General features: G+C 65.9%; 21 protein-coding genes. 10 read left to right on the top strand and 11 right to left on the bottom strand.

The annotated features are described in order from the left end of the window. Positions 1 to 94 precede the first annotated feature (94 nt). Entirely contained in the window at positions 95 to 619 is a 525-nt protein-coding gene (locus tag K0P03_RS13210) for a GNAT family N-acetyltransferase (protein WP_443020580.1), read from the top strand. A gap of 167 nt (positions 620 to 786) precedes the next feature. Here the strand turns inward: K0P03_RS13210 and K0P03_RS13205 are convergent, their stop codons facing one another. The 5 genes from K0P03_RS13205 to K0P03_RS13185 all read right to left on the bottom strand — a co-directional run bounded on the left by K0P03_RS13205 (position 787) and on the right by K0P03_RS13185 (position 8,331). Next, the gene (locus K0P03_RS13205; RefSeq protein ID WP_130517317.1) at positions 787 to 1,320 is read right to left on the bottom strand and encodes a glyoxalase superfamily protein; all 534 of its coding nucleotides are present in this window, start codon (positions 1,318 to 1,320) and stop codon (positions 787 to 789) included. Positions 1,321 to 1,505: 185 nt separating this feature from the next. After that, positions 1,506 to 3,578: a hypothetical protein gene (locus K0P03_RS13200; protein ID WP_272789825.1), complete on the bottom strand. Its 2,073-nt coding sequence runs from the start codon at positions 3,576 to 3,578 to the stop codon at positions 1,506 to 1,508. A gap of 1 nt (position 3,579) precedes the next feature. Then, positions 3,580 to 6,387 (bottom strand): DUF4159 domain-containing protein, encoded by a 2,808-nt coding sequence (locus K0P03_RS13195; RefSeq protein WP_272789824.1) that lies wholly within the window; start codon positions 6,385 to 6,387, stop codon positions 3,580 to 3,582. Further along, a complete protein-coding gene (locus tag K0P03_RS13190) occupies positions 6,384 to 7,304 on the bottom strand; it encodes a DUF58 domain-containing protein (RefSeq protein WP_272789823.1) in 921 nt (306 codons plus the stop codon). Before K0P03_RS13190 ends, K0P03_RS13195 begins: the two co-directional genes overlap by 4 nt. Positions 7,305 to 7,317: 13 nt before the next feature. Then, positions 7,318 to 8,331: an AAA family ATPase gene (locus K0P03_RS13185; RefSeq protein ID WP_272789822.1), complete on the bottom strand. Its 1,014-nt coding sequence runs from the start codon at positions 8,329 to 8,331 to the stop codon at positions 7,318 to 7,320. 193 nt (positions 8,332 to 8,524) lie between these two features. Here K0P03_RS13185 and K0P03_RS13180 point away from each other — a divergent pair, with 193 nt between their 5' ends. Genes K0P03_RS13180 through K0P03_RS13170 form a run of 3 tightly spaced genes read left to right on the top strand, consistent with a single transcriptional unit; the run spans position 8,525 to position 11,045 of the window. Beyond that, on the top strand, positions 8,525 to 9,142 hold the full coding sequence (locus tag K0P03_RS13180) for a DUF1285 domain-containing protein (RefSeq protein ID WP_050744181.1): 618 nt from the start codon (positions 8,525 to 8,527) through the stop codon (positions 9,140 to 9,142). Beyond that, a complete protein-coding gene (locus K0P03_RS13175; RefSeq protein ID WP_272789821.1) occupies positions 9,139 to 9,771 on the top strand; it encodes a CoA pyrophosphatase in 633 nt (210 codons plus the stop codon). The genes K0P03_RS13180 and K0P03_RS13175 overlap by 4 nt, the downstream gene beginning before the upstream one ends. Next, positions 9,768 to 11,045, top strand: coding sequence for a CCA tRNA nucleotidyltransferase (locus K0P03_RS13170; protein WP_272789820.1), 1,278 nt, complete (start codon positions 9,768 to 9,770; stop codon positions 11,043 to 11,045). Before K0P03_RS13175 ends, K0P03_RS13170 begins: the two co-directional genes overlap by 4 nt. Positions 11,046 to 11,197: 152 nt before the next feature. Here the strand turns inward: K0P03_RS13170 and K0P03_RS13165 are convergent, their stop codons facing one another. From K0P03_RS13165 to hemF, 3 genes are all read right to left on the bottom strand, one after another. Further along, entirely contained in the window at positions 11,198 to 11,389 is a 192-nt protein-coding gene (locus K0P03_RS13165) for a DUF1059 domain-containing protein (RefSeq protein ID WP_023516291.1), read from the bottom strand. Positions 11,390 to 11,555: 166 nt separating this feature from the next. Then, entirely contained in the window at positions 11,556 to 11,804 is a 249-nt protein-coding gene (locus K0P03_RS13160; protein ID WP_024271235.1) for a hypothetical protein, read from the bottom strand. A gap of 85 nt (positions 11,805 to 11,889) precedes the next feature. Then, on the bottom strand, positions 11,890 to 12,801 hold the full coding sequence (hemF, locus tag K0P03_RS13155; RefSeq protein ID WP_272789819.1) for an oxygen-dependent coproporphyrinogen oxidase: 912 nt from the start codon (positions 12,799 to 12,801) through the stop codon (positions 11,890 to 11,892). A 171-nt stretch (positions 12,802 to 12,972) separates the two neighbouring features. Between hemF and K0P03_RS13150 the strand changes: the two genes are divergently transcribed. Beyond that, positions 12,973 to 13,230, top strand: a complete 258-nt coding sequence (locus K0P03_RS13150; RefSeq protein WP_023516294.1) for a hypothetical protein — start codon at positions 12,973 to 12,975, stop codon at positions 13,228 to 13,230. Between the two features lie 4 nt (positions 13,231 to 13,234). On the opposite strand, the gene K0P03_RS13145 is transcribed toward K0P03_RS13150, so the two are convergent. Beyond that, positions 13,235 to 13,627: a tautomerase family protein gene (locus K0P03_RS13145; protein ID WP_272789818.1), complete on the bottom strand. Its 393-nt coding sequence runs from the start codon at positions 13,625 to 13,627 to the stop codon at positions 13,235 to 13,237. A gap of 95 nt (positions 13,628 to 13,722) precedes the next feature. On the opposite strand from K0P03_RS13145, the gene K0P03_RS13140 reads away from it, so the two are divergent. Together K0P03_RS13140 and K0P03_RS13135 are read left to right on the top strand one after the other, a co-directional pair. Beyond that, a complete protein-coding gene (locus K0P03_RS13140) occupies positions 13,723 to 14,595 on the top strand; it encodes a LysR substrate-binding domain-containing protein (protein ID WP_050744186.1) in 873 nt (290 codons plus the stop codon). A 112-nt stretch (positions 14,596 to 14,707) separates the two neighbouring features. Then, complete coding sequence (locus K0P03_RS13135) at positions 14,708 to 15,988, top strand: hemolysin family protein (RefSeq protein WP_023516297.1); 1,281 nt, start codon at positions 14,708 to 14,710, stop codon at positions 15,986 to 15,988. Between the two features lie 36 nt (positions 15,989 to 16,024). On the opposite strand, the gene soxR is transcribed toward K0P03_RS13135, so the two are convergent. Further along, complete coding sequence (gene soxR / locus K0P03_RS13130; protein ID WP_272789817.1) at positions 16,025 to 16,459, bottom strand: redox-sensitive transcriptional activator SoxR; 435 nt, start codon at positions 16,457 to 16,459, stop codon at positions 16,025 to 16,027. Between the two features lie 98 nt (positions 16,460 to 16,557). On the opposite strand from soxR, the gene K0P03_RS13125 reads away from it, so the two are divergent. Both K0P03_RS13125 and K0P03_RS13120 read left to right on the top strand, forming a co-directional pair. Beyond that, a complete protein-coding gene (locus K0P03_RS13125; protein WP_023516299.1) occupies positions 16,558 to 17,130 on the top strand; it encodes an NADPH-dependent FMN reductase in 573 nt (190 codons plus the stop codon). Then, positions 17,127 to 18,335 carry an MFS transporter gene (locus tag K0P03_RS13120; protein WP_272789816.1) on the top strand — a complete coding sequence of 403 codons (1,209 nt, stop codon included), beginning with the start codon at positions 17,127 to 17,129 and terminating at the stop codon, positions 18,333 to 18,335. The genes K0P03_RS13125 and K0P03_RS13120 overlap by 4 nt, the downstream gene beginning before the upstream one ends. A gap of 37 nt (positions 18,336 to 18,372) precedes the next feature. Here K0P03_RS13120 and K0P03_RS13115 read toward each other — a convergent pair whose 3' ends face one another. Beyond that, the gene (locus K0P03_RS13115; RefSeq protein WP_272789815.1) at positions 18,373 to 18,834 is read right to left on the bottom strand and encodes a tRNA (cytidine(34)-2'-O)-methyltransferase; all 462 of its coding nucleotides are present in this window, start codon (positions 18,832 to 18,834) and stop codon (positions 18,373 to 18,375) included. A gap of 450 nt (positions 18,835 to 19,284) precedes the next feature. On the opposite strand from K0P03_RS13115, the gene K0P03_RS13110 reads away from it, so the two are divergent. Beyond that, the gene (locus tag K0P03_RS13110; protein ID WP_024271238.1) at positions 19,285 to 21,138 is read left to right on the top strand and encodes an ABC transporter ATP-binding protein; all 1,854 of its coding nucleotides are present in this window, start codon (positions 19,285 to 19,287) and stop codon (positions 21,136 to 21,138) included. The last annotated feature ends 40 nt before the right edge of the window (positions 21,139 to 21,178 follow it).

The following is a 21,178-nucleotide window of genomic DNA, read 5'->3' as shown; positions in this document are numbered from 1 at the left end:
CCCCACGACGACGCTGATGCTCCTGCTGCGCCCCCTGGCGGCGGCGCGATCACCCGCATCCCTCGTTTCGTATCCGGTTCCCTGATCCATGAACATGCTCAAGCACGACCTCGTCTACCTCACGGAAGATGTCTCCCACGACGCGGCCATCGAACACATCAACGAAGAGGCCTTCGGTCCCGGCCGGCATGTGCGTGCGGCTGCGCGCATCCGCGAGCAGGGGCCGCACGACCTGTCGCTCTCCTTCGTCTGTACCGATGACGGCGAGACGATCGCCTCCGTGCGCATGACGCCGGTGCTGGCGGGCGGCGTGAAGGCACACCTGCTCGGCCCGCTCGCCGTGCGGCCGTCGCACAAGAACAAGGGTATCGGCCGGGAACTGCTGCGGATCGCCTGCGCGGCGGCCAAGCGCAAGGGTTCGGAAGCGGTGGTCCTCGTCGGTGATCCGCCCTACTACGGCCCGCTCGGTTTCGAAAAGGTCTCGTGGAATGCGCTCGCCTTCCCCGGTCCGGTCGATCCGGCCCGGGTGCTGGTGATGCCTTTTGCCGAGGATACGCATGCGCGGCTGAAGGGCATCATCTGCTGGCGGTGCAACGAGGCGGCCAAGCCCGGCGTTTAAGGCGCGCCCCTCATCCGCCTGCCGGCACCTTCTCCCCGCGAGCGGGGAGAAGGGGGAAATTGGCAAAGCCCTCCATCCATCGGATCGTCCTGCCGGGAAAAAGGTGCAGCATCTTCCTTCTCCCCGCTTGCGGGGAGAAGGTGGCGGCAGCCGGATGAGGGGCAAACTCAGTCCTTCAACTCCATGAAGCGAATGTGATTGTTGAAGGGATCCGTCACCGTCACCTCCAGCCGCGAGCCCTCATCCTCCAGCCCCGGCTTCATGTAGCGGTAGTCCTTGCCGATCAGCTCTTTCTGGAAGGCGCGGATGCCCGTCATGTAGACGACCATGTTGCCACCCGGCGTTGCGTCGCCCGCGTGCTCGGAAAGATGCAGCCTGAGGCCGCCGCGCGAGACCTGGGTATAGAGCGGAAAATTCTCGCCGTAGCGGTGTTCCCAATCGATGGAGAAGCCGAGGAAGCCGAGATAGAATTCGTGCGCCTTCGCCACATCGAAGATGCGGACGATCGGCACCGCCTGCTCGAATTCGATGCCGGCCGGCGGCCTGGCTTCGATCTTGGCGGACAGGATGTTCCACGTCTCGGCGCCGAACTGGCGGGCGACGATTTCGAGGGCCTGGCTGTGGGGGATGTCGATGTCGCGAGCGGCAAGCGCCTCCCGCAGGGTTTTCGCCATGGTTTTTGCGTCGCGAAAGTCGCGCATGTCCGTTCCTCATATCAGGCGAAGTCTTCGTCAGTGCCCGCATTGCCGACGCCTTCGCCACGATGAACGGTGGAGAAAGGTTTTGGGGGAGGCGTTCGCCATGCCGTTGGAAAGGCGCGGGTCTGCCGGCCGCCTCCGGCCGTGCGGCGACACTAGCCGAACGACGGACGCGGCGCCAGAGGCGATCAACGCCCTTCGCGATACCACATGGCCGAGAAGGCGAGCAGCAGCAGGCCGACGCCGGCAAAACCGGCAAAGAGCGGCAGCGAGTTGATGCCCTTCAGCACTGTCTCGTCCGTCATGCGCAGCGACAGGCGGTTCTCGTCGATGGTGCGGACCTGACCCGACACCGGCAGCAGCGGCGGCAAGGACACGGCCTCGCCCTCCGCATCGACCAGCCGGCGCACCGTCCCCCTCGTGGCCTCGGCGAGCGGCTTCAGGCTCTCGGTGGTCGAGATCGTCGCCTTGAACTCCGGCGCATCGACAGCACCGACATGGACGAGGGCGGAAAGGTTGTCGTTGGTGATCTCGTAGAGGCCGGTCTCCGCCGTCGGCACTTCGGCGCGGTAGAGGCCGGGTTCGGCCTCGGTGAGCGCCACCTGCTGCGTTGCGCCGGAGGGCAGTTTCAGCGTCGCCTCGCCCGGCGCATCGCCGATCGTCTGGCGGTTGATCTGGAGCGTGCGGCCGAAGGTGCGCGCGGTCAGCGCCTCCTCCTCCAGCGCAGGCTCCTGCATCAGCCAGTGCGCCGTGCGGCGATAGAGCGAGACATGCGGGCCGCCCCCTTCGAAACCGCGCGCCCAGAGCCAGCCCTGGTCGGAAAGCAGCATGGCGACGCGGCCCTTGCCGGCGCGGTTCAGCACCAGGAGCGGCTTGCCGTCATTGGCCTCCATCACGACATTGCCATCCGGGCGCTGCACGTCGACGGTGCGGAACCAGCGGCCCCAGCGCGGGGGCTCCTCGCCCGCGCCCTCAAGGCCGCGGGTGACGGGGTGCTTTTTGCCCTGGTCCGAAAGACGCGGATAGAAGGGCGCCTCGTTCATCGCGCCGGTCGGGTTCGCCGGCAGCACGACCGAGAGCGGGGTGCCTGCGATGGAATCGTTGCCCGCATGTTCCGGCCCGGCGGCGATCAGCAGTGCGCCGCCGTTTTCCACGTACTGGGCGATGTTGTCGTAGTAGAGGATCGGCAGCACGCCGCGGTGCTGGTAGCGGTCGAAAATGATGAGATCGAACTCGTTGATCTTGTCGACGAAGAGTTCGCGGGTCGGGAAGGCGATCAGCGACAGTTCGTTGATCGGCGTGCCGTCCTGCTTTTCCGGCGGACGCAGGATGGTGAAGTGCACGAGGTCGATGGCCGTGTCGGACTTCAGGAGGTTGCGCCAGGCGCGCTCGCCGGCATGCGGCTCGCCCGAGACCAGCAGCACACGCAGGTTCTCGCGGATGCCCTCGATGACATGGACGGCGCGGTTGTTCGCCGTGGTGATTTCACCTGCGACCGGCTCGACCTCGAATTCGAGGATGTTGTTGCCACCGCGCGGTACGGTGAAGCCGAGCGGCTGTTCCGTGCCCGGCTGAGTGATTTCCGAGGCGATCTCGTTGCCGTTGAGGCGCACGGTCACGCGGGCGGTGCCGCCGGGGCCTGTGCCGTCGTCCACCACGCGGAATTTCAGCTCCTGCGGCTCGCCGACAATGCCGAAGCGCGGCGCGCTGACGATCTCGATGCGGCGGTCGAATTCATCCGGCCGGCCGGTGACGAGGGCGTGTACCGGCGCTTCGAAACTGGAGAAGGCCGATGCCTCCGGAATGTCGTGCACCTGGCCGTCGGTGATGAGGATCGCGCCGCCGACGCGCGAGCGCGGCACATCGGCGATCGCGGCATTGAGCGCGTCGAAGAGGCGGGTGGAGGGCGTGTCCGACGTGCCGTCGTCGCCGGCTTCGACGATGCGCGGCTCGATGCGGGGATAGCGTGAAAACCGTTCCTTGAGGCCTTCGAGCGTGGCGTTGGTCTGGGCAGTGCGCTGTTCGTTGTCCTGGCTCTGGCTGCGGTCGACGATGACGGGCACGACGGTCGACAGCGCCTCGCGGTCCTCCTGCAGGAAAACGGGGTTGGCGAGGGCGAAGACAAGCAAGGCAAGCGCCAGCGCGCGAATGAAGGCACCGCGCAGGCCCCGCCAGAAGCCGAGGGCGGCAAGCGCGATGCCGACGAGGGCGATTGCGGCGATGGCGAGCCAGGGCAGGAAGGGGGAGAACTGGAGGGTCATGTCATTGTCCCAGCCGTTCGAGGAGGGCGGGAACGTGCACCTGGTCCGCCTTGTAGTTGCCGGTCAGCATGTACATCATGATGTTGACGCCGGCGCGGAAGGCGTGGTCGCGCTGGACTTCATCCGGCGGCACGGTCGGCAGCAGCGCCATGCCGTTGGCATCGACCGCCCAGGCGCCGGCGAAATCGTTGCCGGTGATCATGATCGGCGAGACGCCGTCGCCTGCGCGGGCCGGGCGGCTCGGGTCCTCTGCGCGGTCAAGCTCGGCCTCGATCCAGAGCGGGCTGCCGGCATAGCGGCCGGGGAAGTTCGCGAGCAGGTAGAACGCCTTGGTCAGGACGTGGTCGGCCGGAACGGGTTCGAGCGGGGGAATGTCGAGATTGGCGAGGATCGCCTGAAGGCGTTCGGTGTTCGGGCTCGTCGAGTTGCCGTCGAGCGAGACATACTGATCGCGGGTGTCGAACAGAACCGTACCGCCATTGCGCATATAGGCGTCGATGCGGCTGATCGCGGCGCTGGAGGGCATTTCTGCGCTGGCGCTCACCGGCCAGTAGATGATCGGGTAGAGCGACAGCTCGTCCCTGGAAATATCGACGCCGACAGGTTCGCCGGGCTCCAGCGTGGTGCGGTAGGTGAGGAATTCCGTGAGGCCGGCAAGGCCGCGTTCGGAGATGCGGTCCACTTCGCCCTCGCCGGTGACGACATAGGCGATATGCGTCGTGTCGAGCCGCGACATGATCGTCTCGTCGCCCGGTTTGTTGTCGGCCGCGCGGCTTTCCGACGGCGCGACGATCAGCGCGCCGGCGACGAGTGCCAGAAGCACGGCGGCGGTCGCGCCGCGTTTCGGCACGCTGCGGGTGGCGGCAGCGAAGGCGCCGCCCATGAAGAGCACGATGGCGCAATCGGCAAGCAGCAGGAGGGCGGCGAGGGTGAAGAGATGCGGTTTCAGCGACCAGGTCTCCCTGCCGGCAAGCGGCTCGCGCGTGACGCCCGCGCCGTCAGCGATGGCGAGCGGGCGGATCTCGTGGCCGGGCGGGAAGAGGTTGTGGGCGACATAGCCGTCCTCCGTGCCGTAGAGGCCCGGCGGGTTGTCGAAGCTGGCGATCGCTTTCGTGGTGTTGCCGGCAGCAAGCGGTTTTGCTTCCCCGGTCGCGGCGGCGAGCGTGCCGTTCGCGGTCATCAGCCGGTAGGGCGGCAGGCCCTGCGTCTCTGCGTCGCCGGTCGAAACGCCGCCACCGCGCGAAAGCTGCACGGTGCGGCGGAGCATTTCGACGAAATCGCCCGACAGCGGCAGGTTGGACCAGCCGGTTTCCGCGCTGATGTGGAAGAGCACGATGCGGCCGGAGCCGAGCGGGCCGGTCGTCACCAGCGGCGTGCCGTCGGCAAGGTTCGCCCAGGTGCGCTCGGCAAGGTCCGGCGTCGGTTCGGCGAGCACCTGGCGCTTGATGAGGATGCCTTCCGGTGCGCGCATGCCGAAGAACGGGCTGTTTTGCGGATAGGCGGAGAGCGGTTGCGGCTCGGACCACGACAGCGCGCCGCCCAGCGCCCGTTCGCCCTTGCGCAGCATGACCGGCACCAGCGGATCGTCCGCGGGGGCGGCGGCAAGGCGCGGGCCGGCGAAGCGGATGAGCATGCCGCCGGCTTCGATCCAGCGCTGCACCGCGGCCTGTACATCCTCCGGCAGGCGGCCGATATCGGCCATGATCAGCACGGAGGGGTTTTGCTCCAGAAGCTCGGGAATGGCGACGGAGAGGTCGGCGACGCTCGGCTCGATCAGGTCGGCATAGGGCGCGAGCGCGCGGTTGATATAGTGCAGCGGCGAAAGCAGCGGCTGGCTGGCATCGACCACCTCGCCGGAGAGGAAGGCGACGCGGCGGCGGCGGAAACCGTCGTCGAGAAGATAGGTGCCGCCGGCGTTTGCCAGCCCGTCGATGGCGATGCGGGCAAAATCGTTGCGCAGTTCGAAGGGGGCGGTAATCGTGCCCGTCGTCGTCGTGCTGCCCGCGGCGAAGTCGGCGGTTCCGGTCGCGATCGGCCGGCCGCGGGAATCATGTGCCGTCAGCGGCAGGCTGCGCGCTGCACCGCCGTCGAGGCGGGTGAGGGCGACGGAGAGCGCATCCGAACCGTTGTTCGCCGCCGTGATGGCGACGGCCGGCAATCCGTCGCCGGCGATCAGGCGGAAATCGGCGGGCGAGAGAGCTTGCAGCGCGGAGACCGTCTCGTCGGTCTCGCCGCCCGCCATGCCGTCGCTGATGAAGGCGATGGTGCCCGGCGCGGTGCCGTCGAGCGCGGTGCGCAGCGAGGCGACGGCACCGGCGCGGTCGGCCGGCAGCGGGCGGACCTCCGCCGCGGCAAGGCGGGTACGCGCGGTCGCGGCATCGACGGGCACGGCGTCGTGCTGCCGGTCTGCGGTCAGCACCAGCGAGATCGGCACGTCGCGGCTTTCGGCATCGTCGATCAGCGTCGATGCGGTATCGACGCGCTGTTGCCAGTCGGTGGCGGTGGCCCAGCTATTGTCGATGACGAGGGCGAGGGGGCCGCTCGACGCGAGCGTGTTGGTGCGCGGGTTGAAGACCGGGTCGGCGATCGCAAAAATGATCGCGGCGGCCATCAGCATGCGCAGCAGCGTCAGCCACCAGGGGCTTTGCGCCGGCGTTTCCTCGCGCTTCATGATCGAGGCGAGGATGGCAAAGGGCGGAAAGACCTCGGTGAGCGGTTTTGGCGGGGTCAGGCGCAGCAGCCACCAGATGACCGGCAGCAGCACCAGCGTCGTCAGCACGGCGGGGAACGCGAAGGCAAAGGCGGTCATCGGCCGCGGCCCTCCGTTTTCATGGCCGGCATGCCGGAGAGATACATGTGCACGGCGACCAGTGCCTCGGAGGCGAGCCGGTCGGTGCGGTGGGGAACGAAACTCCAGCCGAGATGGCGCAGATTGTCGGCGAGCGTGTCGCGGCGCGCGCTATAGGCGCGGGCGTAGTCTTCCTTCAGCGTCTCGGCGCGGCCGGCGGTAAGTTTTTGGCCGCTTTCGGGATCGGTGAATTCGGTGCGGCCGACATAGGGGAAGGTTTCTTCCGCGGGATCGGCGATCTCCACCACATGGCCTCTGAGGCCCCGGCGCGCGAGGGGGCCGAGCCGCTCCATGACGTCTTCGACCGGATCCAGAAAGTCGCCGATCAGCACGATATCGCTGTTGCCGCGGATCATGCCCGTGTCCGGGAGGCCGCTGACGGAGGCGTTGTGCATCAGGGCGGTGGCGAGGCGTTCGGCGGCGTTGCGCGCCGCGATCGGCTCCATGACGCCGGGGCAGCCGATGCGCTCACCGGAACGCGCGAGGATTTCGGCGAGCGCCAACATGAGGACCAGCGCGCGGCTCTCCTTCGAGACGGCGCCGAAGGTGGATTTGTACATCATAGACGGCGAAAGGTCGGCCCAGATCCAGACGGTGTGGGCGGCCTCCCATTCGCGGTCGCGCACATAGGTGTGGTCGTCGCGGGCCGAGCGCCGCCAGTCGATGCGGGCAAGGCTCTCGCCGTCTACATAGGGGCGGAACTGCCAGAAATTCTCGCCGATGCCGCGCTTGCGGCGGCCATGCCAGCCGGCGATCACGGTGTTGGCGAGGCGCTGGGCTTCCACCATGCAATCGGGGATGAGGGCCGCGCGCGCCTGCGCCCGCGAAAGCACCTCGCGGGTCGGTGTTGGCTCGACGATCTGGCCGACGGACGCCATGCGCTCTCCTCGCTCAGCCGCCGGCCTGCCGGACGAGGCCCGCGATGACGTCCCGCACCGACATGCCTTCCGCGCGGGCGCCGAAGGTCAGTGCCATGCGGTGCTGGAGGATCGGTTCGGCGAGTGCCAGCACGTCGTCAACGGAGGGCGCGAGGCGGCCTTCGTAGAGCGCGCGAGCGCGGGCGCAGAGCATCATCGCCTGGCCGGCGCGCGGGCCCGGGCCCCAGGCGACGTGCTTGTCGGTCGAAGCGACGCCGTTGCCCGGGCGGGCGGAGCGCACCAGCGAAAGGATCGCGTCGAGCACCTTCTCGCTCACCGGCATCTGGCGGATGAGGGTCTGGATCTCGATGAGGCGATCGGCGGCGATGGCGGCGCTCGTCTGCGCCTCGTGCACGCCGGTCGTTTCGAGCAGGATCTGCCGTTCGGCGGCGAGCTCCGGATAGTGCACGTCGACCTGCAAGAGGAAGCGGTCGAGCTGGGCTTCGGGCAGCGGATAGGTGCCTTCCTGCTCCAGCGGGTTCTGCGTCGCCAGCACATGGAAGGGTTTTGGCAGGTCGTTCGCCCGGCCGGCGACCGTCACATGGTATTCCTGCATCGCCTGGAGCAGGGCGGACTGGGTGCGTGGCGAGGCGCGGTTGATCTCGTCGGCCATCAGGAGCTGGGTGAAGATCGGGCCGGGCACGAAGCGGAAGGAGCGCTTGCCGTTCTCGTCCTGATCCATCACTTCGGAGCCGAGAATATCGGAGGGCATCAGGTCGGGCGTGAACTGGATGCGGCTGGAGGAGAGGCCGAGTACGGTGCCGAGCGTTGCGACCAGCTTGGTCTTGGCAAGGCCCGGTACGCCGACGAGCAGGGCGTGGCCGCCTGACAGTACGGCGAGCATGGTCTGTTCGACCACGCTTTCCTGGCCGAAGATGACCTTGCCGACCTCCTGCTTGATGGCGGCGATGTCGGAGAGCGCCCGTTCCGCGGCGGCGATCACCGCTTTTTCGTCCAGGCCTGCCTCGGGGGAATTCTGAACGCCCATGGTCGTCTCCGCTACCGATCTCAAATTTTGAGGCGAATCGTGGTCTTGCCGCGTTCGCTTCATACATAGAAAGCTTATTAGCTCACCCGTGGCTGACAAGCGGCCACGAAATGACTATCTCGTGAGTGTATCCACCCTTTCCTCTGGGGAGGAAGGGCCTCTCGCGGAGATAGGGTTCAACCGGGACGGAACAATGGCAACGGGCGAAATTCGCGAAAGCGGCGATGCGGCGGGACTGGCCGCGCTGATTTCCCGCGCGGGCGCTGAAACCGGCGGGCGCGGCCTGCCGCCGGTCGAGCGCTGGAACCCGCCGTTCTGCGGCGATATCGATATGGAGATCCGCGCCGACGGTACCTGGTTCTATCTGGGAACGCCGATCGGCCGCGCGCCGCTGGTGCGGCTTTTCTCGACCGTGCTGCGCAAGGACGAGGACGGTAAGGTCTATCTGGTGACGCCGGTCGAGAAGGTCGGCATCCGCGTCGTGGATGCGCCGTTCCTGGCGGTCGAAATGAATGCGTCGGGCGAGGGCGAGGGGCAAAAACTCACTTTCCGCACCAATGTCGGCGATGTCGTCGAGGCCGGGCGGGAGCACCCGCTGCGTTTCGTCATCGAGGGCGAAAACAGCGAGCTGAAGCCCTATCTCCTCGTGCGCGGGCGGCTGGAGGCGCTGGTCTCGCGGGCGATGATGTACGAGCTTGTCGGCCTTGGCGAGACGATCGAGATTGACAGTGTAAAAATGTTCGCCGTGCGTTCGGGTGGCACGGTCTTCCCGGTCATGCCGGCAGCCGAGCTGGATGCACTGTCGCTATGAGTTTTCCCCCTTTTAGCGCTGCGGAATTTCGTCGCCGGGCGATGGAGCAGATGCTGACGCTCGGCGAGGAGAGCTGGCGCGAGCATGGTGACAGCCTGCTCAATCCCGGCGTCATCCCCCATATCGAAGGCATGAAGCTGCGCGATGCCGCGGTGCTGATCCCCGTCGTCGACGACGGCGAGGAGGCGCGCGTCATCTTCACGCAGCGCACCGCGACGATGCGCAAACATTCCGGCCAGGTCGCCTTTCCGGGCGGCGCGGTCGATGACGAGGACACCGATGTCGAGACGGCGGCGATGCGCGAGGCGGAGGAGGAGATCAGCCTCGACCGCCGTTTCGTCGAGCCGGTCGGTCGGCTGCCGCAATACAAGGCATTGTCGGGTTTCTCCATCACGCCGGTTTTGGCGGTGGTGCAGCCGGGGTTCGAACTCACGCCCAATCCGGCGGAAGTCGAGACGGTTTTCGATGTGCCGCTCTCCTTCCTGATGGACCCGCGCAACCACGAGCGGGGCAGCGGCATCTGGCTTGGCGGCGAGCGGCATTATTATCGCATGCCCTATGAGGGGCATAATATCTGGGGCATCACCGCCGGCATCGTGCGGGTGATCTATGAAAGGCTTTATGCATGACGTCTGTTTCGGGCGAGGCGTGGTTTGCCGATCCGGCGCTCGTTCGCGTGCTGGCGCTCTTGAACAGTGACGGCGGGGAGGCGCGCGTCGCCGGCGGGGCCGTGCGCAACAGCCTGATGGGCCTGCCGGTCGCCGATGTCGATATCGCGACGACGCTGCGGCCCGAGGTGGTTGTCGAGCGGGCGAAGGAAGCCGGCATCAAGGCGGTGCCGACGGGCATCGAGCATGGCACGGTGACGCTCGTCATCGAGGGCAAACCCTTCGAGGTGACGACGTTGCGCCGCGACATTTCCACCGACGGCCGCCACGCCGAAGTCGCCTTCGGCACGGACTGGCGGGCGGACGCCGAACGGCGCGACCTGACGATCAATGCGCTCTACGCCGATGCCGGCGGTGCGGTCATCGATCTCGTGGGCGGCCTGCCGGATATCGAAAGCCGCACCGTGCGTTTCATCGGCGATGCGGGAACGCGCATCGCGGAGGATCACCTGCGCATCCTGCGCTTTTTCCGCTTCTTTGCGCTCTACGGCAGCGGCCGGCCGGATGCGGACGGGCTGAAGGCCTGCGCACGGGCGAAGGGCAGCCTTGGAAAACTTTCAGCCGAGCGCGTCTGGTCCGAGACGAAGAAATTGCTCGTAGCGCCCGATCCCGGCCGCGCGCTGCTCTGGATGCGGCAGGCGGGCGTGCTCACCGAAATCCTGCCCGAGACGGAGAAGTGGGGCATCGATGCGATCCCCGGCCTGATCCATGCCGAAAAGGCGTTCGGCTGGAAGCCAGACCCGATGCTGCGCCTTGCCGCCATGGTGCCGGCGGATCGCGACCGGCTGAAGGCGCTCGCCGAGCGCCTGCGCCTTTCCAAGGCGGAGGCGGCCGTTCTCGACCATTGGGCGGCCGCGCCGGAAATCGCGCCGAAACTTGCCGAGACGGCATTCGAGCGGCTGCTTTATCGCAGCGGTGTGCAGGGGCTGACGATGCGGCTGAAGCTGGCACTGGCGTCCGCCCGGGCGCGGGGCCTTGGTGACCCGGAGGCGCTGGCCTTTGCCGGCCTTTGCCAGCGGCTTCTTGCCCGGGCCGAGAAATGGCACCGGCCGACCTTCCCGCTAAACGGCGCGGACGTGCTTGCCGCAGGTATTCCCGCCGGCCCGAAGGTCGGTGCGGTTCTGGGGGCGATCGAAGAGGCATGGGTGGCGGGCAACTTCCATGACGGCCGCGCAAAGCTGCTTGCCCGTCTGGCGGCGATGGCAAAGGAGGAGGGGGAACCTTCCACGCCCTGAGCGCATCACGATCCTTCAGGTTCGCGTCTGACGTCAGGCTTTTGATTTTCCGGGTGCTACCGCAAACGGCTCATTTCGCGCCATGGGCTACTTGACCTTCTCCCCGGCGGGGAGAAGGTGAGCAGGCGGTGTGAATTTATCGGAAATGCCTGTCAGGCGGCGTCGGCCGCCTTCTCGTCGACGATGCGTTCCTTGATGTGATCGACCATGCTTTCCCGGATGATCGCCTCGCCATGGGCGGTGCGCATATGCTCGACCGCACGGCGGACGACTTCGGCGTCGTCATTGGCCCGCGTATGCCAGTCGCATCCGGGGACGAGTGAACCGCATTCAAAAAGTCTCATGACCTATCTCCTGTCGTTTCAGCGGAACCAGTGTAGCAGATGAGGCCCGATCAGCCAAATTGCAGCCGGGCCTGCGGCATCAGGAAGCCGTCCCATCAAACGGCAAAAGCCGCCCGAGGTTCCGCCCCGGGCGCGATTTCGTTGCTGCATTTCCAGCCGGCTGTTGTCAGGCCGCGTCGTCCTTCGCCCAGGCGTCGAAGCAGCAGGACGACTGGAATTGCGCCGGGGTGGTGTGGTGATCGACGAGATGATGCACCACGCCGCTGGCAAGCCGCAGCCGGGCTTCTTCGACGAAATAGGCGTGCGGCAGGTCCAGCCCGCTCTCGGCACGTATGGTTTCGGCGAAACGATCGAGAAATTCGGGAGATTTCGGGTCGGAACCCGTCTGCATTGCCTCTTGTGCTGCAATCTTCATGACTGCTTCCTCCATGGACTCATGCAGCAGGCATTATACCACGGAAGGCGTAGGTCTGTAATCACAAGGCAGGGAGGGCCGGCCTTCAGGGCCAGCGCACCACCGGGGGAAGCGAGGAGAGGATCGACTCGACATTGCCGCCCGTCTTGAGGCCGAAGATCGTGCCGCGGTCGTAGAGCAGGTTGAACTCGACATAGCGGCCGCGCCGCACGAGCTGTTCGTCGCGGTCTTCTTCCGTCCAGCCCTTGTTGAAGTTCGACCGCACGATCTTCGGATAGACCATGGCGAAGGCGCGCCCGACATCCTGGGTGAAGGCAAAATCGGCATCCCAGCCGCCAAGCTCTTCCGACGAATGCAGCCAGTCGTAAAAAATGCCGCCGGTGCCGCGCGGTTCATTGCGGTGCTTCAGGAAGAAGTAGTCGTCGCACCAGGCCTTGAATTTCTGGTGATCGGCGACGGGATGGCGGTTGCAGGTGATCTCCATCGCCTTGTGGAAGAGCGTGGTGTCCGGATCGTCCATCATGCGGCGGCGGTCGAGCACCGGCGTCAGGTCCGCACCCCCGCCGAACCAGTGGCTGGTGGTGACGACCATACGCGTGTTCATGTGCACGGCGGGTACGTTGGGGTTCACCGGATGGGCGATGAGCGAGATGCCGGAGGCCCAGAAACGCGGGTCCTCGCTCGCGCCGGGAATCTGGCCGCGAAACTCCGGCGAGAATTCGCCATAGACGGTCGAGGTGTGCACGCCGACCTTCTCGAAGACGCGGCCTTCCATCATCGACATGCGTCCGCCGCCACCTGCGCCGCCCTCGCGCAGCCAGTCCTTGGCGACGAAGCGGCCGGGCTGCATGTCGGAGAGCGGCCCTTGCAGGTCGTCCTCAAGCGCCTCGAAGCTGGCGCAGATCGCGTCGCGCAGCTGCCCGAACCAGGCCTGCGCGGCGGTCTTCTTCTCTTCGATGTCCTCGGGCAGGCCTTTCGGCAGGTCTGGTCGTTCCATGGTGCTTCCCGCTGGCGGGCAGCCCGCCGAATCGTATTTTCGCCACAGTCCAAAACTTTGCGCCATTTGGCAACCGCGGGCGGGGCATCGGCTGGGGACGACGGGACTCGCAAAACGCGCGGGGGCGGCTTATCTTTCCTCCGTTGAATGTGCTGCCAGGAGGAAATCTGCATGGCGCGTGTTCCCGGTCCGCCCCCGCTTGAAGGGCTCCGGCGCCATATCGAGCGTCGCCGTCGCGAAAAACCCGCCCGCGAAGGCCATTTCGTCCGCGAGACCTTCTGCCTCGACCGGCAGGCGGCGCGAGAGAAGGCGCGTGAATGGTTCGACCTCTGGCCGAAGGCCGCCTACTGGACCGAGGTCGAAAGCTGGCGCGCCATGGAGGGCGACCGCATCGAATTCACGATGCGCCGCCTGCCGAGCGCCGATTGATGCGTCACGCCGCAAGGGCGACGTGCCGGCTTTCCTGTGTCCGGCCGCCGTACCCCCAGCTGTCCATCGCGATATCGCGGATGACCACATAGGTCACGGGATCAAGATGTGCGCCCAGCGTCTCCTCAAGCAGGGCATAGGCGGCGGCGATGAAGCAGGCCTTTTCCTCTGCCGTGTTGGTGCCCTCGCTGATCAGGATTTCGAAATGGCCGGCCACCTTCTGCCGTCGCGCGCCGATGGTCCAGTTGGCGATCGGCGTTCCCTCGACGAGGACGGCGGTCGCTTCGGCGCGCTTGCCGAGCAGCGTGACGGCAAGGCGGGTCGCCTCGTCCTGAAGGTGCAGGCGCTCGCCGTCCGTCAGGTTCTTGCCGGCGAGGCGGATGTGGAGGAAGGGCATGGTCGTCTCCTGTCTCGTGTTGACGGAAGGAGCCTATTGCGCGACTATTGTTTTTAAAATTGAGAAGCATTGCCGGTATGGTTTTGGAAAACTGAATGGTCTCTCCGCGCAACTTCGACATGGACGTGCTGCGCACGTTTGTTACGGGCGTGCGCCTCGGCAGCTTTGCGAAAGCCGCGGAGGCGCTGGGGCGGACGCCGCCGGCCGTCAGCCTGCAACTGAAGAAACTGTCTGAACTCAGCGGTCAGACGCTTTTCGTCAAGCAGGGCCGGGGCCTCGTACTCACCGATGCCGGCGAAGCCTTGCACGACTATGCGGTGCGCATTCTCGACCTGAACGACGAGGCGATGATGATGCTGGGCTCCAGCCGGGCGCTCGACGGCTGGCTGCGGCTCGGTATCCCGCAGGACTTTGCGGAGACCTCGCTGCCGCCGGTGCTCGGCCGCTTTTCGCGGGCGCACCCGAAGCTGCGCGTCGAAGCGCGGGTCGATCGCGGGGCCAAGCTGGTGGCGGCGGTCGAGCGCGGCGATCTCGACATGGCCGTCACCTGGGGCGGCCAGAAGAGCGCCCATTGCCGGCACATCGCCACCCACCCGGTCGTCTGGATCGCGGCCGTGGACCATGACATCTCCGCCGGCGCGCCGGTGCCGCTCATCGCGTTCGATCCACCCTGTACGTTCCGGGCGGCCGCCGTCGAGGCGCTTTCTGCGACCGGACGGGAATGGCGCCAGGTCTTTTCCAGCCCCGGGCTTGCGGGGCTCTGGGCGGCGGTGACGGCCGGGCTCGGCGTGACAATCCGCACGACCACGGGCATGCCTTCCCATCTGCGCGTGCTCGACCCGCAACAGGCGGGGCTACCGGTGCTCGGCAGTATCGACCTGATGCTGCACACGGCCGAAGCACAGCCGCCCGCGCCGGTCGGACGGCTGCGTGACATCCTCCTCGAAATGCTCGTGATCCCCACCTGACACGACCGTGATCGGCAAGTTCGATTGACGGCGACCCGCCGCGCCCCTATCTTGCGGCCATCGTCATCAACAGAAAGGCGCCGTTGCGGTTCAGAAGCACGGCTCACAGTCCTTGTTCGAACTCGCGATTGCTGTCTTCCTTATCCTCTTCAATGGGGTCTTTGCCCTTTCCGAACTTTCCATCGTTTCTGCCCGAAAGCCGCGCCTGAAGACCATGGCTGCGCAGGGCTCGCGTGGCGCTGCGGCAGCGCTGAAGCTGGCGGACCACCCCGGAAAATTCCTCTCCACCGTCCAGATCGGCATCACCCTCATCGGCATTCTCGCCGGTGCCTTCTCGGGTGCCGCGCTCGGCGGACGCCTGCGTGACATCCTCTATGCCGAGGGCGTGCCGGACTGGCTGGCCGATCCGCTCGGCTACGGTATCGTCATCTTCATAATCACCTATCTGTCGGTGGTGGTCGGCGAACTGGTGCCCAAGCAGATCGCGTTGAAGAACCCGGAGCGTTTTGCCGCGCTCGTCGCGCCCGCCATGTCGCTGCTCTCGAAGATCGGTGCCCCGGCGGTCTGGATCCTCGATGCCTCGACGCGGTTGATCTTCCGTCTGCTTGGCCAGCATCAGGTCGCCGAAAGCATCGTCACCGACGAGGAAATCAAGACCATCGTCGCCGAGGCGGAAGCTGCCGGTGTCATCGAGGGCGGCGAAAAGCTGATGATCGCCGGCGTCATGCGCTTCTCCGACCGTGAGGCGCGCGGTCTCATGACCCCGCGCAACGATGTCGACTGGATCGATCTCGGCGACACGGTGGAGGAGATCCACAAGACCCTGACCGACAGCCCGCATTCCCGCCTGCCGGTCGCCGATGGCGGGCCGGAGACGATCGTCGGCATCGTGCAGAAGCGTGAGTTGCTTTCGGCCCTGTTGAACGGCCAGCCGCTCGACATCCGCAGCTTCGTGCGCCCCGCGCCGATCGTGCCCGATACGATGGATGCCATGCGTGTGCTCGAAACGCTGCGCAATTCCGAAGTGCCGATCCTGCTCATCCATGACGAATACGGCCACTTCGAAGGCATCATCACGCCTGCCGACGTGCTGGAGGCGATTGCCGGCGTGTTTCGCGCCGATATCGAGGAAGGCGACGACGATTATGCGGTGCAACGCGAGGATGGCTCCTGGCTGATCTCCGGCTCCATGCCGATCGACGAGATGGCCGACCGTCTCGGCCTGCAGCTGCCGGCCCGCCGCAGCTACCAGACCGCGGCCGGCCTCGTCATCGAATCGCTGCAGAAGCTGCCGAAGACCGGCGAGATCACGGAAACCCAGGGCTGGCGCTTCGAGGTCGTCGACATGGATGGTCGCCGCGTCGACAAGCTGCTCGCCACGCGGCTGGATTAATCCGACACCACAAATGCGGTTGCGTCCCGCTGAAGATCAGGGCTCAAGCAGTCTCGGGCCCGGGCCTTCGGCCGCCAGTTCGTCCAGCGGGTTGCGCAACGGGCATTCCTGCAATGACAGGCAACCACAGCCGATGCAGCCGTCCAGCTGGTTGCGCAGCTTGGTGAGGCGGGCGATGCGCTCGTCGAGTTGGCCACGCCAGTTTTCCGAAAGCCTGCGCCAGTCGAGACCCGTCAATGGCCGGTCGTGCGGCAGCACCGACAGGGCCTCGGCAATCTCCGAAAGCGGAATGCCGGTGCGCTGCGCCACCTTGATCACCGCCACGCGGCGCAGGATGCCGCGTGGATAGCGCCGCTGGTTGCCACGGTTGCGCTGGCTGTGGATCAGCCCCTTTGCCTCATAAAAATGCAGGGTGGACACTGCGATCCCGCTGCGCTCGGCGACCTCGCCGACGCTGAGTTCCCGGGGCATTCCGCTCTTCGGACATTTTTCCGTCATGGCTGTTGACCTCAACTTAAGTTGAGGTTTTATACCAGCGGCTCCTAACTTTTCCAAGACGGAGCCGACGCATGACTGAAAGACTGACCATCGCCCTCATCTATGGCAGCGGCCGCGAAGGGCGCTTTGCCGATACGATCGCGGGATGGCTGGAGCCTGAACTCTCCGCGCTTGGCTATCACGACATCATCCGTATCGATCCGGTGGAGCTGACCTTCACGCCGGGCGGTCTCGACGAGGCATCGGCCCAGCTGGTCGAAAGCCGTATCTCGCGGGCGGACGCTTTCCTGATCGTCACGCCGGAATACAACCACGCCTACCCGGCCGCGCTGAAGGCGATCATCGACAGCTGCTTCCGCCCCTGGCATGCAAAGCCGATCGCCTTCGTCTCTTATGGCGGCGTCTCCGGCGGCCTGCGCGCCGTCGAGCAGCTTCGGCTGGTCTTTGCCGAGCTGCATGCGGTGGCGATCCGCGAGACGGTAAGCCTTGCCCATGCCTGGACGCAGTTCGACCCGGTCGGCAATCCCTTCCGCCCCGGCCAGCTCAACGGCCAGCTCGCCGTGCTGATGAAACGCCTGATCTGGTGGGCCAACGCCCTGAAGGCGGCACGCATCGCAACCCGCTACGACGAGGTGGCCGCATGAAGCCAGAACACTATGCGGCAGCGGAGGTCGCGCGGTCCCCCGCCGAGACCCGGCGCAATGCGACGCTGCTCTTCATCAGCACGCTCACCATCATGTCCGGCGCGACGATTTCCGCGTCGCTGCCGGGCATCGCGGCGCGGTTTGCCGATGTGGAGAATGTCGCGCTGCTCAGCAGGCTGGTGCTGACGTTGCCGGCCGTGTTCATCGCGCTCTTCTCTCCGGCGGCGGGCTTCCTGGTGGATCGTTTCGGCCGCAAGCCGCTGCTCGTCGCCTCGCTTGCGTTGTTTGCCGGTGCCGGTGCCTCCGGGCTTTTCCTCGATACGCTGCCGGGGCTCCTCGCCGGACGCGCTGTGCTGGGTATCGCCGTCGGCGGCATCATGACGGCGACGACGGCGCTGGTCGGCGATTTCTTTCAGGGGGCGGCGCGCGATCGCTATATGGGCCTGCAACAGGCCTTTGTCGGTATCGGTGGCACGATTTTCCTGACGGGCGGCGGGTTCCTTGCGGAGGTCCAATGGCGCGGGCCGTTTCTGATCTACACGGTGGCGATCCTGCTGGTGCCGGCGGCGCTTGCTTTCCTGCCGGAGCCGCGACGTGCACGGCCGGCGGGTGCCGCGGTGGGGGAGGGCCGGCTCGACGGGCGGGCGATAGCGCTGCTCGCCCTTTTGTTCCTGGCAGCGGCCGTCAACATGATCGCCTTCTACATGGTCCCGACGCAGCTACCCTTCTACCTCGAATCGCTCGGCTTTTCCGCACCGAGCCTTGCCGGTGCGGCGATCGGCGCGGGGCAGCTCGTCGGCGTGGTGAGCGCGCTCGCCTTCGCGCCCCTCCGGCGCCAGCTCGGCATCATGGGCGTCTTCGGCCTCGGCTTCGTTTCGGCCGGTCTTTCCTTCCTCCTGCTCTCGACGGCGGAAAGTTATGTCAGCGTGCTCGTCGCCATGGCCGTCTCCGGTGTCTGCATGGGCACGATCATGCCGAACTTCGCGGCCGCGGCGATGCTGCTTGCCCCTCCGGCCCGCCGCGGCCGCGTCTCCGGTCTCCTGGTTTCCAGCATCTTTGCCGGCCAGTTCCTGTCGCCCATCGTCTCGCAGCCGCTGATTGCCGCATCGGGTTACGCTGGCGCCTATGCCCTTGTCGGTGCCGTCGTACTGGTCTTCGGCATCGTGGCCTTCGCCCTGCGCTGGGTGTGGCCGGGCGATGGCTAAGGCGTTTTGGAGACCCCTGGAAAGGGGGTACGTTCGGTCAGGCGAAGCCCGTCTGGCGCAGCGCCTCGCCACAGATCATTGCGGCCGAGAGCGCGACATTGATGGAGCGTTGCCCCTCGACCATGGGAATGAGCACGCGTCCATCCGCCCTGTCGTGGACGTGATCGGGAACGCCGGCGCTTTCGCGGCCGAACAGCAGGATGTCCGTCGGCTTGTAGGCGAAGTCCGTATAGCGCCCGGCGGCCTTGGTGGAGGCGAGCACCAGGCGGCGGCCGCTCTCTGCCCGCCACGCCTCGTATCGCTCCCAGTTGACATGTCGTGTCAGCGTCACGGCGGCAAGATAGTCCATGCCCGCACGCTTGAGGCTGCGGTCGGAAATATCGAAGCCGGCCGGCTCGATGAGGTCGACCGAAAGGCCAAGGCAGGCGGCGAACCGCAGGATCGTGCCGGTATTGCCGGCAATGTCGGGCTGGTAAAGGGCGATGCGGAGTGTAGACATGCGGTTTCGCCTACAGCAATTCCGGCCGGGGTGCGAAGCGGTTTGTCTTCAAAATTGCGAAAAGACAAGAAGGGTGCGCCATCCCGCCTCGCGGCGAAAAGCGGCAGAGGGGGCGCCCGGATGTGGCGACACGGCAACAGAATTGGCCGGAAAGACGAAATTGCGACAAAGTGGCTGGCAAATTGCGGCGTTTCGGGTTAACCAGAGCCATCTTCAACGCGAGAAAAGGGAGGACCACTATGGATACCATGTATCGACCACGCCTCCCGGCTGGAATCACGCCTCTTCTCGCGTAGGCGTTTTGCCACCAAGATTCCCTTCGTTTCTTCTTTTTACTTCGTCGTGTGACGCTTTTCGTCGCCCCACGGCAATCCTACCGGAACCCCGTTCCTGACCGCGCTCATTTTGCGCCGTCCGCGCCGGTTCCGTCTTTCTATTACGGAGAAAGCCATGTTCGGCTGGTTCGAAAGACGTTTGAATCCCTATCCTTCCGAGGCGCCCTCGCTGCCTCCGAAGGGCCTTTTCGCCTTCCTTTGGCACTATACGCGCCCGGCTGCGCCGTGGCTTGCGCTGCTCGGCTTCTGCTCCATGGTGCTCGGCATTGCGGAAGTCGTGCTGTTCCAGTTCCTCGGCAGTATCGTCGACTGGCTTTCGGCCGGTGACAAGACGACGTTCCTTGCCCGCGAGGGCGACACGCTGGTCTGGATGGCGGTCCTGCTGCTCGTCGTCATCCCGGGGTTTGGCGCGCTGCACACCATGACCATGCACCAGGCGCTCGCGGGCAATTTCCCGATGATCGCCCGCTGGCAGATGCATCGCTACCTGATCCGCCAGAGCATGACCTTCTTCTCCAACGAGTTCGCCGGCCGCGTGTCGACGAAGGTGATGCAGACGGCGCTTGCGGTGCGTGAAGCCGTCATGAAGATCATCGACGTCTTCATCTACGTGGTGAGCTACTTCATCTCGATGATCGCGATCATCGCCGCGGCGGACCTGCGTCTGGTCGTGCCGCTGCTCGTGTGGTTCGTCGCCTATGTCAGTATCCTGCGCTATTTCGTGCCGAAGCTGATGGTGATCTCGCGCGAGCAGGCCGACGCGCGTTCGATGATGACGGGCCGGATCGTCGACAGCTACACCAACATCGCGACGGTCAAGCTGTTCTCGCATGCCGGGCGGGAGGAGAGCTATGCCCGTGAAGGCATGGACGAGTTCCTGCAGACCGTTCACAAGCAAATGCGGCTGATCACCCTGTTCAATATCCTGATCGACATCAACAATGTCGTCACGATGTTCTTCACGGCGGGCATCGGCATCTACTTCTGGATGACGGGCGATGTCTCCGTCGGTGCGGTGGCAGTCGCCATCGGCCTCGTCATGCGCATCAACGGCATGTCGCAGTGGGTGATGTGGGAAGTGACCGCGCTCTTCGAGAACATCGGCACGGTCTATGATGGCATGGGCATGATGACGCGTCCGCACGACATCAAGGATGCGCCGCAGGCGCCCGCCTTGCCTGCCGCCAAGGGCGCGATCAACTTCGACCATGTCCGCTTCCACTACGGCAAGAACAAGGGTGTGATCGAGGATCTGTCGCTGTCGATCGGGGCGGGGGAGAAGGTCGGCCTTGTCGGCCGCTCCGGCGCAGGCAAGACGACGCTGATGAACGTGCTGCTGCGGTTCTACGACCTCGAATCCGGCAGGATCACCATCGATGGCAAGGATGTCGCCACGGTGACGCAGGACAGCCTGCGTTCGCAGATCGGCGTGGTCACGCAGGACACCTCCCTGCTGCACCGCTCGATCCGTGACAACATCGCCTACGGCAAGCCGGACGCTGACGACGCCGAGATCATCGAGGCAGCCAAGCGCGCCAATGCCTGGGACTTCATCGAAGGCCTCACCGACCAGCAGGGGCGCACGGGCCTCGATGCCCAGGTCGGCGAGCGCGGTGTCAAGCTCTCCGGCGGCCAGCGCCAGCGTATCGCGATCGCCCGCGTCTTCCTGAAGGACGCGCCGATCCTGGTACTGGACGAAGCGACCTCGGCGCTCGATTCGGAAGTCGAGGCGGCGATCCAGGAAAACCTCTTCGCTCTCATGCAGGGCAAGACGGTGATCGCGATCGCCCATCGCCTGTCGACGCTGACGGAGATGGACCGCCTCATCGTGCTCGACAAGGGCCGTCTCCACGAGACCGGCACCCATGCCGAACTCGTCGCCATGGGCGGCATCTATGCCGACCTCTGGACCCGCCAGTCCGGCGGCTTCATCGCCGACGACGCCGAGGCGGAAGCGGCGGCGGAATAGTCGGGCAGAAGGCACCCCTTTCCAGCAGAAGGGGTGCCTT

The sequence above is a fragment of the Shinella sp. HY16 genome, from assembly GCF_028534175.1.
In the GTDB taxonomy this organism is placed as follows: Bacteria; Pseudomonadota; Alphaproteobacteria; order Rhizobiales; family Rhizobiaceae; genus Shinella.
The sequence above is the reverse complement of the archived record's forward strand: the minus strand, read 5'-3'. Positions and strand labels throughout refer to the sequence as shown.

What these genes read in the sequence shown, in the direction of transcription:
- K0P03_RS13210 (WP_443020580.1), top strand. Translation starts at nt 95, where the DNA reads ATGCTCAAGCACGACCTCGTCTACCTCACGGAAGATGTCTCCCACGAC.
- K0P03_RS13205 (WP_130517317.1), bottom strand. Translation starts at nt 1,320, where the DNA reads ATGCGCGACTTTCGCGACGCAAAAACCATGGCGAAAACCCTGCGGGAG.
- K0P03_RS13200 (WP_272789825.1), bottom strand. Translation starts at nt 3,578, where the DNA reads ATGACCCTCCAGTTCTCCCCCTTCCTGCCCTGGCTCGCCATCGCCGCA.
- K0P03_RS13195 (WP_272789824.1), bottom strand. Translation starts at nt 6,387, where the DNA reads ATGACCGCCTTTGCCTTCGCGTTCCCCGCCGTGCTGACGACGCTGGTG.
- K0P03_RS13190 (WP_272789823.1), bottom strand. Translation starts at nt 7,304, where the DNA reads ATGGCGTCCGTCGGCCAGATCGTCGAGCCAACACCGACCCGCGAGGTG.
- K0P03_RS13185 (WP_272789822.1), bottom strand. Translation starts at nt 8,331, where the DNA reads ATGGGCGTTCAGAATTCCCCCGAGGCAGGCCTGGACGAAAAAGCGGTG.
- K0P03_RS13180 (WP_050744181.1), top strand. Translation starts at nt 8,525, where the DNA reads ATGGCAACGGGCGAAATTCGCGAAAGCGGCGATGCGGCGGGACTGGCC.
- K0P03_RS13175 (WP_272789821.1), top strand. Translation starts at nt 9,139, where the DNA reads ATGAGTTTTCCCCCTTTTAGCGCTGCGGAATTTCGTCGCCGGGCGATG.
- K0P03_RS13170 (WP_272789820.1), top strand. Translation starts at nt 9,768, where the DNA reads ATGACGTCTGTTTCGGGCGAGGCGTGGTTTGCCGATCCGGCGCTCGTT.
- K0P03_RS13165 (WP_023516291.1), bottom strand. Translation starts at nt 11,389, where the DNA reads ATGAGACTTTTTGAATGCGGTTCACTCGTCCCCGGATGCGACTGGCAT.
- K0P03_RS13160 (WP_024271235.1), bottom strand. Translation starts at nt 11,804, where the DNA reads ATGAAGATTGCAGCACAAGAGGCAATGCAGACGGGTTCCGACCCGAAA.
- hemF (WP_272789819.1), bottom strand. Translation starts at nt 12,801, where the DNA reads ATGGAACGACCAGACCTGCCGAAAGGCCTGCCCGAGGACATCGAAGAG.
- K0P03_RS13150 (WP_023516294.1), top strand. Translation starts at nt 12,973, where the DNA reads ATGGCGCGTGTTCCCGGTCCGCCCCCGCTTGAAGGGCTCCGGCGCCAT.
- K0P03_RS13145 (WP_272789818.1), bottom strand. Translation starts at nt 13,627, where the DNA reads ATGCCCTTCCTCCACATCCGCCTCGCCGGCAAGAACCTGACGGACGGC.
- K0P03_RS13140 (WP_050744186.1), top strand. Translation starts at nt 13,723, where the DNA reads ATGGTCTCTCCGCGCAACTTCGACATGGACGTGCTGCGCACGTTTGTT.
- soxR (WP_272789817.1), bottom strand. Translation starts at nt 16,459, where the DNA reads ATGCCCCGGGAACTCAGCGTCGGCGAGGTCGCCGAGCGCAGCGGGATC.
- K0P03_RS13125 (WP_023516299.1), top strand. Translation starts at nt 16,558, where the DNA reads ATGACTGAAAGACTGACCATCGCCCTCATCTATGGCAGCGGCCGCGAA.
- K0P03_RS13120 (WP_272789816.1), top strand. Translation starts at nt 17,127, where the DNA reads ATGAAGCCAGAACACTATGCGGCAGCGGAGGTCGCGCGGTCCCCCGCC.
- K0P03_RS13115 (WP_272789815.1), bottom strand. Translation starts at nt 18,834, where the DNA reads ATGTCTACACTCCGCATCGCCCTTTACCAGCCCGACATTGCCGGCAAT.
- K0P03_RS13110 (WP_024271238.1), top strand. Translation starts at nt 19,285, where the DNA reads ATGTTCGGCTGGTTCGAAAGACGTTTGAATCCCTATCCTTCCGAGGCG.